General features: G+C 67.7%; 18 protein-coding genes, 1 tRNA gene and 1 other RNA gene. 12 read left to right on the forward strand and 8 right to left on the reverse strand.

Annotated features, from left to right (window positions below; all coding sequences use genetic code 11):
- Positions 1–7: 7 nt before the first annotated feature.
- Both ACI3KT_RS04660 and ACI3KT_RS04665 read right to left on the reverse strand, forming a co-directional pair.
- Positions 8–1,417 carry a trehalose-6-phosphate synthase gene (locus ACI3KT_RS04660; RefSeq protein ID WP_404902803.1) on the reverse strand — a complete coding sequence of 470 codons (1,410 nt, stop codon included), beginning with the start codon at positions 1,415–1,417 and terminating at the stop codon, positions 8–10.
- 48 nt (positions 1,418–1,465) lie between these two features.
- Positions 1,466–2,695 (reverse strand): MFS transporter, encoded by a 1,230-nt coding sequence (locus ACI3KT_RS04665; RefSeq protein ID WP_404902805.1) that lies wholly within the window; start codon positions 2,693–2,695, stop codon positions 1,466–1,468.
- Between the two features lie 192 nt (positions 2,696–2,887).
- On the opposite strand from ACI3KT_RS04665, the gene ACI3KT_RS04670 reads away from it, so the two are divergent.
- Positions 2,888–4,093 (forward strand): PLP-dependent aminotransferase family protein, encoded by a 1,206-nt coding sequence (locus ACI3KT_RS04670; RefSeq protein WP_404902806.1) that lies wholly within the window; start codon positions 2,888–2,890, stop codon positions 4,091–4,093.
- Positions 4,090–4,368 (forward strand): hypothetical protein, encoded by a 279-nt coding sequence (locus ACI3KT_RS04675; RefSeq protein WP_404902808.1) that lies wholly within the window; start codon positions 4,090–4,092, stop codon positions 4,366–4,368. The genes ACI3KT_RS04670 and ACI3KT_RS04675 overlap by 4 nt, the downstream gene beginning before the upstream one ends.
- 28 nt (positions 4,369–4,396) lie before the next feature.
- Here the strand turns inward: ACI3KT_RS04675 and ACI3KT_RS04680 are convergent, their stop codons facing one another.
- The 3 genes from ACI3KT_RS04680 to ACI3KT_RS04690 are packed head-to-tail and all read right to left on the reverse strand — an operon-like array spanning position 4,397 to position 7,015.
- The gene (locus ACI3KT_RS04680) at positions 4,397–5,581 is read right to left on the reverse strand and encodes an acetyl-CoA C-acetyltransferase (protein ID WP_404902810.1); all 1,185 of its coding nucleotides are present in this window, start codon (positions 5,579–5,581) and stop codon (positions 4,397–4,399) included.
- Positions 5,578–6,225: a CoA transferase subunit B gene (locus tag ACI3KT_RS04685; RefSeq protein WP_404902812.1), complete on the reverse strand. Its 648-nt coding sequence runs from the start codon at positions 6,223–6,225 to the stop codon at positions 5,578–5,580. The genes ACI3KT_RS04680 and ACI3KT_RS04685 overlap by 4 nt, the downstream gene beginning before the upstream one ends.
- 1 nt (position 6,226) lies before the next feature.
- Positions 6,227–7,015 carry a CoA transferase subunit A gene (locus ACI3KT_RS04690; RefSeq protein WP_404902814.1) on the reverse strand — a complete coding sequence of 263 codons (789 nt, stop codon included), beginning with the start codon at positions 7,013–7,015 and terminating at the stop codon, positions 6,227–6,229.
- A gap of 105 nt (positions 7,016–7,120) precedes the next feature.
- Between ACI3KT_RS04690 and ACI3KT_RS04695 the strand changes: the two genes are divergently transcribed.
- Genes ACI3KT_RS04695 through ACI3KT_RS04710 form a run of 4 tightly spaced genes read left to right on the forward strand, consistent with a single transcriptional unit; the run spans position 7,121 to position 10,126 of the window.
- Positions 7,121–7,906: an IclR family transcriptional regulator gene (locus tag ACI3KT_RS04695; protein WP_404902815.1), complete on the forward strand. Its 786-nt coding sequence runs from the start codon at positions 7,121–7,123 to the stop codon at positions 7,904–7,906.
- Between the two features lie 35 nt (positions 7,907–7,941).
- Positions 7,942–8,379, forward strand: coding sequence for a MarR family winged helix-turn-helix transcriptional regulator (locus tag ACI3KT_RS04700; RefSeq protein ID WP_292909989.1), 438 nt, complete (start codon positions 7,942–7,944; stop codon positions 8,377–8,379).
- Positions 8,376–9,599 (forward strand): MFS transporter, encoded by a 1,224-nt coding sequence (locus tag ACI3KT_RS04705; protein WP_404902817.1) that lies wholly within the window; start codon positions 8,376–8,378, stop codon positions 9,597–9,599. Before ACI3KT_RS04700 ends, ACI3KT_RS04705 begins: the two co-directional genes overlap by 4 nt.
- A gap of 47 nt (positions 9,600–9,646) precedes the next feature.
- The gene (locus tag ACI3KT_RS04710) at positions 9,647–10,126 is read left to right on the forward strand and encodes a YbaK/EbsC family protein (RefSeq protein ID WP_404902819.1); all 480 of its coding nucleotides are present in this window, start codon (positions 9,647–9,649) and stop codon (positions 10,124–10,126) included.
- A 3-nt stretch (positions 10,127–10,129) separates the two neighbouring features.
- Here ACI3KT_RS04710 and ACI3KT_RS04715 read toward each other — a convergent pair whose 3' ends face one another.
- Complete coding sequence (locus ACI3KT_RS04715) at positions 10,130–10,540, reverse strand: protease inhibitor I42 family protein (protein ID WP_404902821.1); 411 nt, start codon at positions 10,538–10,540, stop codon at positions 10,130–10,132.
- An 85-nt stretch (positions 10,541–10,625) separates the two neighbouring features.
- Positions 10,626–10,698, reverse strand: a tRNA-Lys gene (locus ACI3KT_RS04720).
- 149 nt (positions 10,699–10,847) lie between these two features.
- Here ACI3KT_RS04720 and hisN point away from each other — a divergent pair.
- The 3 genes from hisN (at position 10,848) to ACI3KT_RS04735 (ending at position 13,270) form a co-directional block, all read left to right on the forward strand.
- Positions 10,848–11,645, forward strand: a complete 798-nt coding sequence (gene hisN / locus ACI3KT_RS04725) for a histidinol-phosphatase (protein ID WP_307296355.1) — start codon at positions 10,848–10,850, stop codon at positions 11,643–11,645.
- A gap of 19 nt (positions 11,646–11,664) precedes the next feature.
- A complete protein-coding gene (locus ACI3KT_RS04730) occupies positions 11,665–12,234 on the forward strand; it encodes a hypothetical protein (protein ID WP_404902822.1) in 570 nt (189 codons plus the stop codon).
- A gap of 97 nt (positions 12,235–12,331) precedes the next feature.
- Positions 12,332–13,270: a hypothetical protein gene (locus ACI3KT_RS04735; RefSeq protein WP_404902823.1), complete on the forward strand. Its 939-nt coding sequence runs from the start codon at positions 12,332–12,334 to the stop codon at positions 13,268–13,270.
- A gap of 146 nt (positions 13,271–13,416) precedes the next feature.
- Here ACI3KT_RS04735 and ssrA read toward each other — a convergent pair.
- Positions 13,417–13,786, reverse strand: a transfer-messenger RNA (tmRNA) gene (ssrA, locus tag ACI3KT_RS04740).
- 132 nt (positions 13,787–13,918) lie between these two features.
- Between ssrA and ACI3KT_RS04745 the strand changes: the two genes are divergently transcribed.
- Genes ACI3KT_RS04745 through ACI3KT_RS04755 form a run of 3 tightly spaced genes read left to right on the forward strand, consistent with a single transcriptional unit; the run spans position 13,919 to position 16,528 of the window.
- Positions 13,919–14,578, forward strand: a complete 660-nt coding sequence (locus ACI3KT_RS04745) for an SIMPL domain-containing protein (protein ID WP_404902824.1) — start codon at positions 13,919–13,921, stop codon at positions 14,576–14,578.
- A 43-nt stretch (positions 14,579–14,621) separates the two neighbouring features.
- Positions 14,622–16,223 (forward strand): radical SAM protein, encoded by a 1,602-nt coding sequence (locus ACI3KT_RS04750; RefSeq protein ID WP_307296349.1) that lies wholly within the window; start codon positions 14,622–14,624, stop codon positions 16,221–16,223.
- Positions 16,220–16,528 (forward strand): hypothetical protein, encoded by a 309-nt coding sequence (locus ACI3KT_RS04755; RefSeq protein ID WP_292909971.1) that lies wholly within the window; start codon positions 16,220–16,222, stop codon positions 16,526–16,528. Before ACI3KT_RS04750 ends, ACI3KT_RS04755 begins: the two co-directional genes overlap by 4 nt.
- The last annotated feature ends 3 nt before the right edge of the window (positions 16,529–16,531 follow it).

Genomic DNA, 16,531 nt, shown 5'->3' on the forward strand with positions numbered 1-16,531 from the left:
CAACCGCTCAGCGCGGATGGACCTCGCCCAGCGCGCGCAGGAACGACGAAGACCAGGCGTCGACGTCGTTCTCGAGGACGCGTTTGCGCAGCGCGCGCATGCGGCGGCCCTGCTCGCGCGGCTCCATGTGCACGGCCTCCATGATGGCCTCCTTGAGCCCCTCGATGTCATGCGGATTCACCCGCACGGCCTGTCGGAGCTCATCCGCGGCGCCGGTGAACTCGCTGAGCACGAGGACGCCTCGATTGTCGGCGCGCGTGGCGATGTACTCCTTGGCGACGAGATTCATCCCGTCTCTCAGGGCGGTCACGAGCATGACGTCCGCCGCGAGGTACAGCGCCACCATCTCCTCGCGCGGGTACCCCTGATGCAGATAGCGGATGGCCGAGTGGCCCACGGTGTCGGTGTCGCCGTTGATGCGGCTGACCGCGAGCTCGATCTCGTCCCGCAGATGCGCGTACGCGTCGACGCGCTCGCGGCTCGGACTCGCGACCTGCACCAGCGTCACGTCCTCGACGTGCAGCCGTCCTTCGGCGAGGAGCTCGCCGTAGGCCTTGATGCGGTGCCCGATCCCCTTGGTGTAGTCGAGGCGGTCGACGCCGAGCAGGATGCGCGAGGGGTTGCCCAGGCTCTCACGGATCTCGGCGGCTCGGGCCTGCACATCGGGCCGAGCCGCCAGCTCGAGGTAAGGAGCGGTGTCGATCGAGATGGGGAACGCCCGGGCGACGGCGGTGCGGGTCTCCCCCGGCCCGCTGGGCACCGACACGGCCGATCCCTTCACCTCGTACCGCAGTCGTCGTCGCACCGCGGTGAGGAAGTAGGTCGCGTCCTGTGCCCGCTGGAATCCGATCACGTCGGCGCCGAGCAGCCCCCGAAGGACCTGGTCGCGCCACGGCAGCTGGGCATAGAGCCCGTGCGCCGGGAAGGGGATGTGATGGAAGTATCCGATGGTCACGTCCGGCCGCAGCTCCCGTACGAGCTGCGGCACCAGCTGCAGCTGGTAGTCGTGCACCCACACCGTGCCGTTCTTCGCGACAGCGGATGCCGCGGCCTCGGCGAAACGCCGGTTCACGACGACGTAGGCCTCCCACCACTCGCGGTGGTACTGCGGCGGCGCGATGACGTCGTGGTAGAGCGGCCAGATCGTGTCGTTCGCGAAGCCCTCGTAGTACTCAGCGACCTCCTGTGCGCTGAGCGTGACGGGGACCAGATCGATACCGCCGATCTCGAACGGCTCGAGCTCGAGATCGGCCTGGCCGGGCCATCCCACCCAGGCGCCGTGAGCGCTGCGCATCATCGGCTCGAGCGCGGCGACCAGCCCGCCGGGCGACGTGCGCCATTCCTCTTCGCCGTTCGGGCCCTCGATGCGGTCGACGGGAAGTCGGTTCGCTACGACGACGAAATCTGCGACAGCCATTGTGGTCTCCTCACGCCTGCGGTGACTCCAGGCTACCCAGACCGGCGCTCAGTCCAGGCGACGTACGCGGATGGCGCTGAGCCGCCAGTTCACGATGCCGGCCGCGAGCGCGACGGCAGCGGCGATGATCGGCAGCACCAGAGCGCTCGAGGTTCCGACGCTTTCGGCGATCTGCCCCGTCAGCGCGGCGCCGAGCGACTGCCCGACGACGATCGCCGAGCCGAGCATCGTCATGACGGTGGCCGAACGGCCGAGGGGGCTGCGCGCGGCGCCGAAGCTGTACTGCGTCACGAGGGTCGGGCCGATGCCCGCGCCCATGATGCCCAGAGCGACCATCATCGACACGGGCGAGTCCACGAACGGGAGCAGCAGCGTGCCCGACAGCAGTATGCCGGCGAAGACGAGCCAGCGCGCCCTCATCGAGAAACGAGGCGGCAGCCAGGCCACCCCGAGGGCGAGGATCGCCGACCCGACGCCCATCACTCCGTACAGCACGCCGGCTTGTTCGGCCGCGCCGCGATCGGCCATGAAAGACGTCAGCGCGGTGAGCATCGTGCCGAAGAACATGCCGACGCCGAGAGTCCCGATGAGCACGATCAGCAGCTGCGGACGGAAGAGCTCCGACACGGCGGACGGCGCCGAGCCGTCGGCGTTGCGGTGCTTCGATACGGCGCGCGCGCTGGGGTGCAGTCCGAACGCCCCGACGAAGATGACGATGAGGACGGCGGCGATGGCCAACGGCGCCCAGGGGGCGATGACCGACGCGAGGACGCCCACCAGGAACGGCCCGAAGACGAACACGGTCTCGTCGGCCGCTGATTCGTAGGCCATGGTGCCCGAGATCGTGCGTTGTCGGGTCAGCTCCGGCAACCGATCCACGATGATCGTGACCAGCCGCGAACGCGACATCGGGGCGACCTGCGGGGCGGTGGCCCCGATGCCGAACGCCGCGAGCAGCACGAAGGCGTCGGCCGCCGTGCCGTAGACGACCAGGGTGAACCCCACGAGAGCGGTCGCGTTCGCGACCGCCAGCACCACGAGAACGGCGCGTTGTCCGAACCGGTCGGCGGCGGCCCCCAGCAACGGGCCGAAGCATGCCGTGCCGAGCCCGACGGCCGCCGACGTGAGCCCGCCGAGCGACAGAGAGCCGCGTGCGGACACGACGACGGTCAGCACGCCGACCACCATCATGGCGAACGGAAGACGCGCGACGAACGCGATGATGAAATAAGGAAGACCGGCGATGCGGAACAGGCTCGGCGGGGCGGAATCATGCATGGAAGTTGGCTCTCGCGCGTCGACGTAACGCGGGTCCTGGTGCCGCCGTTGCCCATCGGGAAAGCCGATGTCCGGTAGATGCACGTCTGCAGCCGCGGCGCACCGCGACCCATCCAGGCTACCGTGTCACACCGCTCAGGGTCTGGGAGCCCGCGCAGTAGCCTGGTCGTCACCCCTGCTCGAGGAGGATCCATGCCGACGACCCAGATTCACGCCGCACTGCCGGGCCGCTCACTGCGAGCAGGATCTGCGAAGACCTCGCCCGTGCGCGATCTGCTCGCTCTCACGGAGCGACCCGAGGTGATCTCCTTCGCGGGCGGCCTGCCTGCTCCCGAGCTGTTCGATCTCGAAGGCATCCGTACGTCCTACGATGCGGTGCTGCGTTCCCCGGCGGTCCTCCAGTATTCGACGTCCGAAGGCAACGCCGTGCTTCGCGAGGAGGTCGCCCGTCAGTACACGGCGGCGGACCTGCCGACCGAAGCATCCGACCTGATCATCACGACCGGGTCGCAGCAGGGCCTCGGCCTGCTCGCGACCGCGCTGCTCGACCCCGGCGACACGATCTTCGTGGAAGAGCCCTGTTATCTCGCAGCTCTCCAGACCTTCGCCCTGGCCGGCGCTCGTGTGATCGGCGTGCCCTACCTGGACGACGTACTGGATCTCGATGCTCTGGAGTCGCTCGCTCGGCAGCACGCGCCGAAGTTCTTCTACACCGTGCCCACCTTCCAGAACCCGACGGGTCGCACGCACGATCTCGAGGCGCGGGAGCGGATCGCGGATGCTGCCCGGAGGCACGGTTTCCGGATCATCGAGGACGAGCCCTACCGTCAGCTGCGCTACTCGGGCGACGAGCTGCCGTCGATCGCGGCGTTCGCGCCAGAACACGTCCTGAGCCTCGGCAGCTTCTCGAAGGTGATCGCACCGGGCCTGCGCATCGGCTGGGTCCGCACGACCGCCGATATCCAGCCGACAGTCACGATCGCGAAGCAGGCCGCCGACCTGCACACGTCCACGATCGATCAGGCGGCGGCCGCGCACTACCTCACCTCCGGTCGCGCAGGGGCCGCCCTCGACCGGATCAGGGCGGCCTACTCCGAGCGCCGGAACGCGATGCTCGACGCGCTGCCGACAGCCCTCCCGTCGGGCAGCACATGGAATCGGCCCGACGGGGGCATGTTCGTCTGGGCACGGCTGCCAGAAGGGATGGACGCGACGGCGGCGCTCTCGGAGGTCCTCTCTCACGACGTCGCGTACGTGCCGGGAGCGCCGTTCTTCGCGGGCCCTCCCGATGAGCGGACTCTGCGCCTGTCCTTCACGACCTACGCCCCTGACAGCATCCGGACCGGCTTGTCAAGGCTCGGCGCGGCGTGGAGCGCAACGGGTAGCGTGAAGGCATGAACTACCTCTTCGGCACGGGACTCATCGGCGCGATCACCGCGGGAAAGACCCTTCTCAGCGGATCGCGCGATGCGCCGATCACGTGGCGCGCCGTGCTCGCCTGGGCGAGTTGGGGCATCACGGTCGCGCTCGCGATCGGCGCGATGGTCGACGTCTACCGGGCGAATCGCGGCCTGCCTGTGGCATCGGACTCGCCGCTCGCCGCGAAGCAGGCGAAGGAACGGGAGAAGGCTGAGAAGCAGCAGGCGAAAGAGCTCAAGCGCAACCGCAAGTAACCGGCGATGCCTCTCGTCAAGACAACGTTCAGCGCGTGAGGATGAGTGCCTCGCCCTGTCCGCCACCGCCGCACAGTCCGACCGCTGCGGTCCCCGATCCGCGGCGCGCGAGTTCGTGCGCGACATGCACCACGAGCCGCGTGCCTGAGGCGCCGATCGGGTGACCGATCGCGATACCGCCGCCGTGGATGTTCACGACGCCGCTGTCGAGCCCGAGTTCCGTCTGAGAGCGGGCGACCACGGCACCGAACGCTTCGTTGATCTCGACCAGGTCGAGATCGGCAGGCGTGATCCCCTGCTTTGCACACGCCTTCTCTATCGCCCGCGCGGGCTGCGCCTGCAGCGAGTTGTCGGGCCCGGCAGTCTGGCCGCTCGCCCCCACCGTCACCAGCACGGGCCATCCCTTGGCTTCCGCCGTCGCGCGAGTCGTCACGACGACGGCCGACGCTCCGTCGGAGATCTGCGAGGAGTTGCCTGCCGTGATCGAGCCGCCCTCGGCGAAGGCCGCGCGCAGTCCTCCGAGCGACTCGACGGTCGTGTCGGGCCGCACGCCTTCGTCAGCGGTCACCGAGACAACCGGCCCACGTCGCTGTGGCACATCGATCGCCACGATCTCGGCGTCGAACACGCCCGCGTTCTGCGCGGCGGCTGCGCGCTGATGCGACAGCGCCGCGACGGTGTCCTGCGCCTCGCGGGTGAGCTCGTACCGGGCGTTGTGCCGCTCCGTCGATGCACCCATGCTCTCCTGGTCGTAGGCGTCGGTGAGGCCGTCGAAGGCCATGTGATCGAGCACCTCGACGCTGCCGTAGGTCCAGCCGTCGCGCGAGCCCATCAGGAGGTGCGGGGCGCGGGTCATCGACTCCATGCCTCCCGCGACGACGACCGCGGCATCACCCGTGCGGATCATGCGGGCCGCATCGATGACCGCGGTGAGGCCGGAGAGGCAGACCTTGTTCACGGAGTGCGCGGGCACGTCCCAGCCGACGCCGGCGCCGATCGCGGCCTGACGCGCCGCGTTCTGACCGGAACCGGCCGCGAGCACCTGTCCCATGATCACGGCATCCACGTCGGTCGGGTCGATCGACGCCTGCTCGAGCGCCCCGCAGATCGCGAACGACCCGAGCTGCGGGGCAGTGAACGAGGCCAGCTGGCCCTTCAGGCGTCCTTGCGGTGTGCGCGCAGCGGCGACGACGACGATATCGGTGGCGTTCATCTGTTCATTCCTTCACTGACGATCAGAGCGGGTTCCGTGGCGGCGATCACGTCGTCGACCGAGACACCGGGCGCCGTCTCGACGAGGACGAGACCGGCATCCGTCACATCGATCACGGCGAGGTCTGTGATGATGCGGTCGACCACTCCCCTCCCCGTCAAAGGCAGCGAGCAGTCGTTCACGATCTTGGCCGAGCCGTCTTTCGCGACGTGCTCCATCAGGACGATCACCCGAGCGGCACCGTGCACGAGGTCCATCGCGCCTCCCGGCCCCTTGACCATCTTGCCGGGGATCATCCAGTTCGCGAGGTCGCCGGAGACCGACACCTGCATCGCGCCGAGGATGGCGGCGTCGATCTTTCCCCCGCGGATCATTCCGAAGCTCGCCGCCGAGTCGAAGAAGGCGGAACCCGGCAGGACCGTCACCGTCTCCTTGCCCGCATTGATGAGATCCGGGTCGACCGCGTCCTCGGTCGGATAGGGGCCGACGCCGAGGATGCCGTTCTCTGACTGCAGCACGACCGTCACCCCGTCGGGTACGAAGTTGGGGACAAGGGTCGGAAGACCGATGCCGAGGTTGACGTACGCTCCGTCCTGCAGCTCGGCGGCGGCACGGGCGGCCATCTGGTCACGGGTGAGCGCCATGTCAGGCTCCTTCCGCCGCGGTTGCGACTGCGGACACGGTGCGCCGCTCGATGCGTTTGGGGATGTCGGCGCCCACCTCGACGATGCGGTGCACGTAGACGCCGGGGAGGTGGATGCTGTCGGGGTCGAGTTCACCGGGTTCGACGAGTCGTTCGACCTGCGCGATGCACACACGCCCGGCCATCGCGGCCAGGGGGTTGAAGTTGCGCGCCGACTTGTTGAAGACGAGGTTGCCGTGGCGGTCGCCGTAGGCCGCATGCACGAGGGAGAAGTCGGTGGTGATCGCCTCTTCGAGCACGAACTCGCGCGACTCGCCGCCGACGGCGAAGGTGCGGACATCCTTCGCGGGCGACGCGACCGCGACGGTCCCGTCGGCGTTGTAGCGGCGGGGAAGCCCACCTTCGGCCACCTGCGTGCCGACGCCCGTCTGCGTGTAGAAGGCGGCGATCCCCGACCCTCCGGCACGCAGCTTCTCGGCGAGGGTGCCCTGCGGGGTGAGCTCGAGCTCGAGCTCACCCGAGAGGAACTGCCGCTCGAACTCCTTGTTCTCGCCGACGTACGACGAGGTCATCTTCCGGATCCGCTGGGCGCCGAGCAGTACGCCGAGGCCCCAGTCGTCGACGCCGCAGTTGTTGCTGACGACGCTGAGATCCTTTGTGCCCTGTGCGAGAAGAGCTTCGATCAACGCGATCGGGTTGCCCGAGAGGCCGAACCCACCGACGGCGAGAGAGGATCCGTCGGTTATGTCGGCGACGGCGTCCGCTGCCGAGTGCCACTGCTTGTCGATCACGCGTGCTCCTTCGAAGACGTGTCCTCCCTCCAGCATCCGCCCGGCGGGCCGCAAGCGGAAGCCGCTTCTTGCGATGTGGTCGATCCGCCCACTAGCGTCCACATTATGGAATCGTCGTCGCGCAGCGTCCCCGGAGCACAGGCCATCGCCCGGGCGGCAGTCCTGCTGCGCCTGGTCACAGCGAGCGGCGCCGAGGGAGCATCCCTCCAGGAGCTGGCGCGCTCTTCGGAGTTGTCGCGTTCGACCGTCCACCGGCTGCTGAGCGCTCTCAGGGTAGAGGGGCTCGTCGATCGGGACGACGGACGCAGCCGATGGATGCCAGGGCCGGAGCTGTTCCTGATGGGCACCGTCGCGGCCGCTCGATACGACGTGACAGAGCTCGCGCGAGACATCGTGCGCTCGTTGGCCGTGAAGACCGAGGAGAGCGCGTTCTTCTCGGTGCGCAGAGCCGATGAGACCGTGTGCCTCCTGCGGGAGGAGGGTTCGTTCCCTATCCGCTCCTTCGTGCTCAGCGAGGGCGTGCGCTTTCCCCTCGGCGTCGCCAGCGCCGGGCTCGCGATCCTGTCGTTCCTGCCGGACCACGATGTGGATGCGTACATCGCCCGTCATCCGGAGCTCGTCTCCGATTGGGGGCGCCAGCACGACGTCGCGCCCTTGCGCACTCGGCTCACCGAGACCAAGGAGCGCGGTTATGCGATCAACCCCGGGCTCATCGTGGAGGGCAGCTGGGGCCTCGGAGCGGCCGTCTTCGATCGCGCCGGCCGCCCCGAGTGGGCGCTCAGTCTCACGGGCGTCGAGTTCCGCTTCGGCCCCGACCGCATCGCCGACCTCGGCCGGACGCTGCTGGCGCACGCGCACCAGCTCTCGAACAGGATCGCCACGCGTCGCTGACTCACATACATACCAAGAGGTATATACTTCTTGGTATGGAACGTGGTGAGATCATCCCTTCGATCGTGCTGTCGGGCTACGCGCTCGGCCGGATCGCCGCGCACGACGCGGGCAATGACGCACCAGCTGCGCAATGGCGCGTGCTGAGCCTGCTCAGCCAGCAGGGCGGGAAGCGAGTGGGCGAACTCGCCATGGCATCCCGTACGACTCAGCCCGGCATGACCCGATTGATCGGCGGTCTCGAGCGCGACGGTCTCGTGCTCCGTTCCCCCGACCCCGAAGACTCGCGTGCGATCGTCGTCGAGATCACACCCGCAGGGGTCGTGGCGCTGGATGCCTGGCGCATGGAATTCCGCGACACCCTCGCCCCTCGTTTCGCCGATCTCGACGACGGCGACTGGGAGACGCTGACCCGCGCGGCCGAGATCCTCGCCGCGCACACCGCAACAGAACCGACAGGAGCATCACGTTGAACACCCCCGCACCGTCCGTGTGGAAGCAGCCGGCACAGGTCTGGGCCGTCGCATTCGCCTGCGTCGTCGCCTTCATGGGCATCGGCCTGGTCGACCCGATCCTCCCCGCGATCGCCGAATCACTCGAGGCCACGCCGGTGCAGACCGAGCTGCTCTTCACGAGCTACCTCGCCGTCACCGGTCTCGCGATGCTCGTCACGAGCTGGATCTCGAGCCGCATCGGCGCCAAGAAGACACTGCTCATCGGCCTCGCCCTCATCGTGGTTTTCGCGCTCTTCTGCGCGCTCAGTGGCAGCGTCGACGCCGTGATCGGTTTCCGCGCGGGCTGGGGCCTGGGCAACGCCCTGTTCATCTCCACCGCGCTCGCGACGATCGTCGGCGCCGCTTCGGGCGGCAGCGGCGCGGCCATCGTGCTGTACGAGGCGGCACTCGGCCTCGGCATCGCGATCGGGCCCCTCCTCGGCGGGCTCCTCGGCGAGCAGAGCTGGCGCGCCCCGTTCTTCGGTGTCGTCGTGCTCATGGCGATCGCGTTCGTGGCGATCCTGCTTCTTCTCAAGGGAGCGGACGAGAAGCGCACGCCAGTGCCGTTCTCCGCGCCTTTCAAGGCGCTGGGTCGGCCCGCGCTCGCGACCCTGGCAATCGCGGCGCTCTTCTACAACATCGGCTTCTTCGTGCTGCTGGCGTTCTCGCCGTTCCCGCTCGGATTCGGCGCGATGGGCATCGGATTCACGTTCTTCGGCTGGGGCGTGGCGCTCGCCGTCACGAGCGTGTGGGTCGCACCGATCCTGATGCGGCGCATGAAGCGCACCCACATCATCTTCGTGGTGCTGCCGCTGCTCGCGATCGACCTCATCGCCGCGGGTCTCCTCGTCGAGTCCGCGACGGCGCTCGTCGTCTGCATCATCATCGGCGGGCTGCTGCTCGGTGTCATGAACACCGTCCTCACCGAGGCGGTCATGGAGGCGACGGACCTGCCTCGCTCGGTGGCGTCGTCGGCCTACTCCGCAGTGCGCTTCCTCGGCGGAGCGATGGCTCCCCCGATCGCCGCGGCCCTGTGGCACGGGTTCAACGCCACTGTGCCGTATCTCTTCGCGGCCGCCGCCGTGCTGATCGCCGCTCTCACCGTTCTGATCGGACGCAAGGCGCTGGCGCACATCGACGACGAGTCGGACGACGCGGGCGAAGAGGTGGAGGCGATCCTGCTCGGCGACGCCGCCTGACGGGGTCCGGCTCTCGACGGGCCTGCCGCGTTCGGTAGCGTGGGGTGATGACCGCCTCCGACCTCCCTGAACGCAGCAGGCTCGTCTTCCAGCATCTGGAGGATGCCGGCATCGATACTCGCATCCGCGTTCTGCCGGATTCGGCCCGCACCGCACCTGAGGCGGCTGCGGCGATCGGCTGCGACGTCGCCGCGATCGCGAACAGCCTGGTGTTCCTCGTCGACGGCGCGCCCGTGCTCGTGATGACGAGCGGCGGGCACCGCGCCGATCTCGACGTCGTCGCTCGCAGCATCGGCGCCGATGAGGTGTCGATGGCACCCGCATCCGTCGTCCGCGAAGCAACCGGTCAAGCGATCGGCGGAGTCGCGCCGGCCGGTCATCCTGCTCCCCTGCGCACCTATATCGACGAGGCGCTCGCCGAGCACGAGGAGATCTGGGCGGCAGCGGGCCACCCGCACACCGTCATGCCGCTCACGTTCGCATCGCTGAAGGCTCTCACCGGTGGCGAGGTCATCGCGGTCGTCTGAGAGCTATTTCACGGTGACGGTGATCTCCGCGGTCTTCTGATCGTCGATGTCCTCCGGCACCTCGCCTCGGAAACGGTACTCGAACGCGATCACGGTCGTTCCGGCGCCGGTGGTCGGGAACCGATAGACGAGTTCGCCCGGTGCGCCGGTCATGCCGTCGGGCGCGTCGGTGGTGAACTCCGAGTCTCCTTCGCCGAGCACCGCCGGGTCCGGCGCCGTGGTGATCACCCAGTCGTCCCCCACCGAGGGATTGACCTCGCCGAAGTCGACGACGAGAGTCTCCCCGGCGGACACAGTGACCGCGCTGGCGGTGTAGTCGACCGTCTTCTCCGCCGGTCCGGTGCACGCCGTCAGAATCGCGCCGGCGGCGACCAGCGCAGCGAGAACCGCGACCCCTCTTCTCATCGATGTCATGACCCCTCCGATGTCACGCTATCGCGCGCTGCCGGCGGACGCAGAAAAGCCCCGATGACTGGCGAGAGTCATCAGGGCTGATCCGTGCACCCCCAGGGACTTGAACCCTGAACCCACTGATTAAGAGTCAGTTGCTCTGCCGATTGAGCTAGAGGTGCGTGGCCCGGGAAGCATCCCCGGCCGAGGAATTACATTACCAGCGGTTGGGCCGCATGTGAAATCGAGGCCGGGCGCTGCTCCTCCCGCGCGTGTCGCAGCATGTCGGCGGCGCAGGCCGCAGTCAGATCGGACGACTATCCTTGGTGCCGTGACCGCCTCCCTCCGCGCCGACGATCTCTCCTCCGACCTCGCTCTCGCCCTACGGCTCGCCGATGCGGCCGACGAGCAGTCCCTGGCCCGCTTCGACAGCGCCGATCTGCAGATCTCGACGAAGGCCGACAACTCGCACGTCACCGACGCCGACCTTGCGACCGAGCGTGCAATCAGAGGACTCATCGAAGCCGAGCGCCCCGAGGACGGCATCTTCGGCGAGGAGTTCGGGGCACAGGGCGGCACCCAGCGCCAGTGGATCATCGATCCGATCGACGGCACCGCCAACTATCTGCGGGGCATCCCGCTGTGGGGCACGATGATCGCCCTCGCCATCGACGGGGTCCCCCAGGTCGGCGTCGTCAGCATGCCTGCGCTCGGACGCCGCTGGTGGGCGTCGACGGGCGGCGGCGCATGGACGACGACGGATGCCGGGGCGCGTCGCCTCAGCACGTCCTCCGTCAGCTCCCTCGACGATGCGAGCGTGAGCTTCCAGAGCATTGCGCAGTGGTCGCGCTCCGGCCATCTCGACCAGCTGCTCACGCTTGCTGACCGGGTCTGGCGCGACCGTGCCTACGGCGACGTGTACTCGTACATGATGCTCGCCGAGGGACGTGTGGACATGGTCGCCGAGTTCGACGTCAAAGAGTACGACATCGCCGCGGCCGTGCCGATCGTCCGAGAAGCAGGCGGCCGGATGACGTCTTTCGAGGGCGCTGAGACTATCTCGGACCGCTCGACACTCGCAAGCAACGGCATCCTCCACGACGCCTTCCTCGCCCTCCTGCACGACTGACCAGACCTCAAGGCACGAGATGAACCCCCGCATCCCCGCCGCAGCCCTCTCGGCGCTGCTCCTCGCCGTCGTCCTCACGGCGTGCTCCGGCGCGCCCCCGTCCGAGCCGAAGCCGACGAGACCCGCTGCCGAGACGACGCCGGAGCCCACGGTGCAGCCGGTCGAGACCGAGGCCCCTGATGCGACTGACGGCGAGCCCGCCTGCGACACGATAGTCACCGAGGGCACTGTGGAGGCGCTGACTGCCATCGGCTGGACGCCGAAGCGCCAGGACTTCGTGATCGGCGACATCGCGCTGCCCGACGGCATGCTGTGCTTCTGGGCCGACTACACGATCGCGACCGATCACGGACAGCTCTACGGCTGGGCGGAGATATCGTCCGACGACGCGGCCGCAGCCCAGGCATCGCTGCTCGAGAGCGGCTGGCTCCGCGAGAACGGCCCCGAGGGCAGCTACTTCACGGAGGACCCGCAGTTCTCCCTGGGTACGGATGACGAGGGCTACGGAATGACGTACCTGTTCGGCGACGGCTGGGTGAAGCTGTCCGACACCAAGCAGGGCCTCATCCTCATCGATTGGGCCGGTTGACTCCTCGATATCGGCCAGCGGCGCGCAGCAGAGGACTGACGATAGGCTTCCTGCCAGCGCATGGACGCATGACGGCAACCGTGGGGAGAACGCGAGCATGACGACGGACGAGCCACGACAGGACCCTCTGCAGCAGCGAGTGCCCCTGGCTCCGCCTGTCTTCGCTCCTCCCCTCGCGCCCGCCCAGCCGGCAGTGCCGCTGCCCACCCAGACCGCACCCCCGGCACTGCCTTCCCGCCCCGCGTCGCCGGGGAAGCGGAACATCGCGGTCATCGTGCTCGCGATCGCATGCTCCGTGCTGCTGCTGTCGACGATCGGCTTGGGCGTCTCGACGGCATTGCTGATACAGGGTGGTTCGGCGTCGACGCCTCATCCGACCCCCGATCCCACGTCGACCTCGCAGGGAACTTCCGCGGGATCCACGACCACAGAGGTCCAGGACTACCCCGTGACGGTCGCCTCCGACCTTCGAGTGGATCATTTCGCACTCGCATCCGATTCGAGCATCTCCACGCTGTATGCGCTCGTGACGAACACGAGCAGCAACCAGGTCGCGCGCTCCTCTTTCGACATCACCGCGTACGACGCTGACGGTCGCATCATCTACCGGACGCTGGATCTGTTCTACCTGCTGCCTGATCAGACCACGGTCTTGGACGCCAGCTTCCTCACCGTCCTCGACGAGCTCGACCACTTCGTGGTCGAGCAGCTGGACATAGAGTGGATCGACCCGCCCCTCAGCGGGGGTGCGACGATCGTCGAAGCCCGCACCGGAGATGGCCACGCCGAAGCCGATCTCGCCTCGACGCTGTCGGCAGCCGCCGAGTACACGGAGGTCTACCTGGCGGTCTTCGTCGACGACGAGCTGATCGGGGTCTGCTCGGATCTGACCGACTTCCCAGCCAACGGCGGCACCCTCACGGTCTCGTGCGGCCTCGACCCGGCATACGACAAGACCGAGGTCGACGTCGAGGACCTCCCGTCGAATGCGAAGCTCGACGTCCTCCTCAAGATCGACTACACGTTCGGCGAGTGACACGCGAAGAGCCCCTGCCGGTCATCGACCTGCAGGGGCTCTTCACTCGCGACAGCGACCTGTATCGTGGCGTGCTTCGCTCGCCACTTCTACAAAACTCAATCGCCTGGGTTCGAGAGCAAGCTCTCGAACCTCGGCTCAATCGTTTGTGGAGCTGGGGGGAATCGAACCCCCGTCCAACGCTGAGTCTCCACGCCTTCTCCGGGCGCAGTCTGTGCAGACGTTCTGCTCGGCTCCGACCTTTGTCACAGACACCTAAGTCGACGAGCCCAGCCTGGGAAGAGTCCCGCGTGACGTCCAGACGCCGTCACACAGCAAGATTCCTAAATGACGCCAGGATCCGTATCGGAATCACATACGGCCTGACGGACTATCGGGCTCGCTTAGGCAGCGAGGGCGAAGTCAGTGCGCTTGGTTTCGGCACTTATTGTTTTGCAGGGAGCGTTCACGAGATAACCCTGCATCCTCGGCCCGCTTCTCGTGGATTCACAGGCGCTGTCGAAACCGATCAGCCCCGTGGTCCTTCTCTCGAAGGAGCCGCTGTCGCACTGTGTAATTACCAGATCGGATGGTGTGCACCCGAGCCTCACAGCTTACAACGATTCGAGTGGCTCCGCCATTCCCGCAGGCAGGCGTAGAGTCGCGGGCATGAGCGATGTGATCATCACCGTCCGCGGCGAACACGAGGCACGAGTGGCTCCGGAGCGAGCCACCGTCCGCATCAGCGTGCGCACCGAAGGTCCCGAACGCACTGCAGTCGTCGACAGCACACTGCGCCTCGCAGAGCCGCTGCGCACGAGCATCGCCGCCCGCAAGGATGCGGGTGCCGTCCTCGAGTGGAGCAGCAGGAACTTCTCGGTGCGGGCAGAGCGCCCGTGGAATGCCGAGGGCAAACGACTCGCTCAGGTCTACTACGCGAACGTGGACTTCACGGCCACGTTCGTCGAGGCATCCGAGTTGTCGATCTGGATCTCGGAGATCTCATCCTGGGAGGGCATCGAAGTGGGCTGGGTCAACTGGCATCTCACACCCGAGACGACTGCCCGGATCGAACGCGAAGTGGCCGCGGCAGCGGTCGGCGTGGCCGTCACGAGGGCGCACGCCTACGCGGGAGCCCTCGGCATGAACGATGTGACGCCGCTCGAGATCGCCGACACCGGCCTCATCTCCTCAGGCCAGCCGGGGCCGTCGCCGATGACGAAGGCCCGTGGCATGGCCTTCGCCGCCGATTCCGCGCCCGCGATGGAGTACGAGCCCGAAGACATCGTGATCTCCGCAACCGTCGAAGCCCGCTTCGCCGCTCACTGAGCGTCGTCGGATGATGCGCGCCGACGACTGCTAGCTTCAGACCATGCCTCAGCCGACGACGACCGGAATGCCCCTCCGCGACTACCGCATCCACCGGTACGTCAACGCGTTCTGCCCCGAATGCCACGCCGAGGATCCCGATCGCCCGCTGTCGGAAGTGAAGCGTCTGTCCGGATGGCTGGCCGACCGCGACGGGACGATCTGGCTCGAGCGCGGATGTCGGGAGCACGGTCTGCAGCGGACGCTCTACGACGAGTCCGCCGAGATACTCCGCTATCTGGAGCAGTGGACGGCGCCGACCAAGGCGCACACTCCCGACGTCGTCGGCAACTTCGCTCCCGTTCCGGAGGCGTACCTCGACGGCCTTCCGGAGATGCAGACCCAGCACACCTGCATCCTGCTCGCCGACATCACCGACCACTGCAACCTGCGCTGTCCCACGTGCTTCGCCGAGTCCAGTCCGGCCGCGAGCGCCGTGGCGCCGCTCGAACAGGTGCTCGCGTCGGTGGATGCCAAGCTCGCGCGGGAGAACGACCGCATCGACGTGTTGATGCTGTCGGGCGGCGAGCCGACGCTCTACCCCTGGCTCGAACAGCTGCTCGAGCACCTGGTCGCCCGGCCGATCGTGAGGATCCTGATCAACTCGAACGGGTTGCGGATCGCCAACGACGATGAGTTCCTCGCCGTACTCACGCGGCACCGCGAACGCGTCGAGATCTATCTGCAGTACGACGGAGAAGAAGCCGAGACCTCGAAGTTCCACCGCGGTGCCGACATCCGGCGGTTCAAGGAGCGCGCCCTCGAGAGGCTGTCAGGTGCCGGCATCTTCACGACCCTGACGATGACCGCCGCCCTCGGCGTCAACGACCATGAGATCGGCACCGTCGTCCGTCGCGCGATGGTGACACCCTATGTCGGAGGCGTCACCATCCAGCCCGTCTTCGGGTCAGGGCGCTCGAGCGGAATCGACGTGACGGATCGGCTGACCCACACCGGCGTCCTCGCGCGCCTGGGGCCGCAGACCGACGGCGAAGTCACCTGGCAGGACCTCACGGCGCTCCCCTGCAGCCACCCGCACTGCTGCTCGGTCGGCTATCTGCTCCGCGACGACTCCGACAGCTGGCGGTCCCTCACGGCGCTGGTCGGCCACGAGCAGCTCAAGCAGTTCCTCGACCTGAACCCCGACCTCATCGCGAACCGGATCGCGGACAGCAACGTCAACCAAGCCCTCAAGGACAGCGTGAAGCAGTCGCTGCTCGACCTGCTGAGCGAGCAGTCGTCGCTGTCGCACCCGTCGATCGGGTCGCTGTGGAAGGACATCTGCACCGGGTGCGATCTCGGCATCGGCACACTCACAAAGCTCGCCACGGCGGCCCTCCCCGGACAGCACAAGCGGCTGCGTCGTTTCCTCGGCGAACGGGTGAAGCGCATCACCGTCAAGCCGTTCATGGACATCAACACCATGATCGAGGAACGTCTGCTGCAGTGCTGTGTGCACGTCGCCACCGTCAACGGCGAGACCGACGAGCATCAGTGCGCTCCGTTCTGCGCCGTGCAGGCGTGGAAGCCCCTGTCCGATCAGAAGCTCTCGACCGCCACGGGCCGCACCTCACTGCCCCTCGTCGGTTCAGCGGCGACATCATGACCACGTGGCCGTTGAACCAGCGCGATCCGAGCGTCGGTGATCCCCCGAACGCGCGCGACCCGCTGCGGCTGTGCGTCAACGCCACCGTCGCACTGATCACATGCGTCCTCGGTCCGGTCGCGCTGCTGGGCTTCTCCGGTATCGCGATCGTCGCGTACGCACAGGCCCGGCGAGCTGGCCTCCTGCGCTCGCGCTGCAAACTCGGCGACACGCGCAACGTGCTCGCCTACCTCATCGTGCTCGCTGTGCTCTCGGCGGCGGCGATCCCGTTCTGGGTGATGCTCTGGATGCGGATGCTGGGATAGCCG

This window comes from Microbacterium sp. ZW T6_19 (genome assembly GCF_044987465.1).
Lineage (GTDB): Bacteria > Actinomycetota > Actinomycetes > Actinomycetales > Microbacteriaceae > Microbacterium > Microbacterium natoriense_A.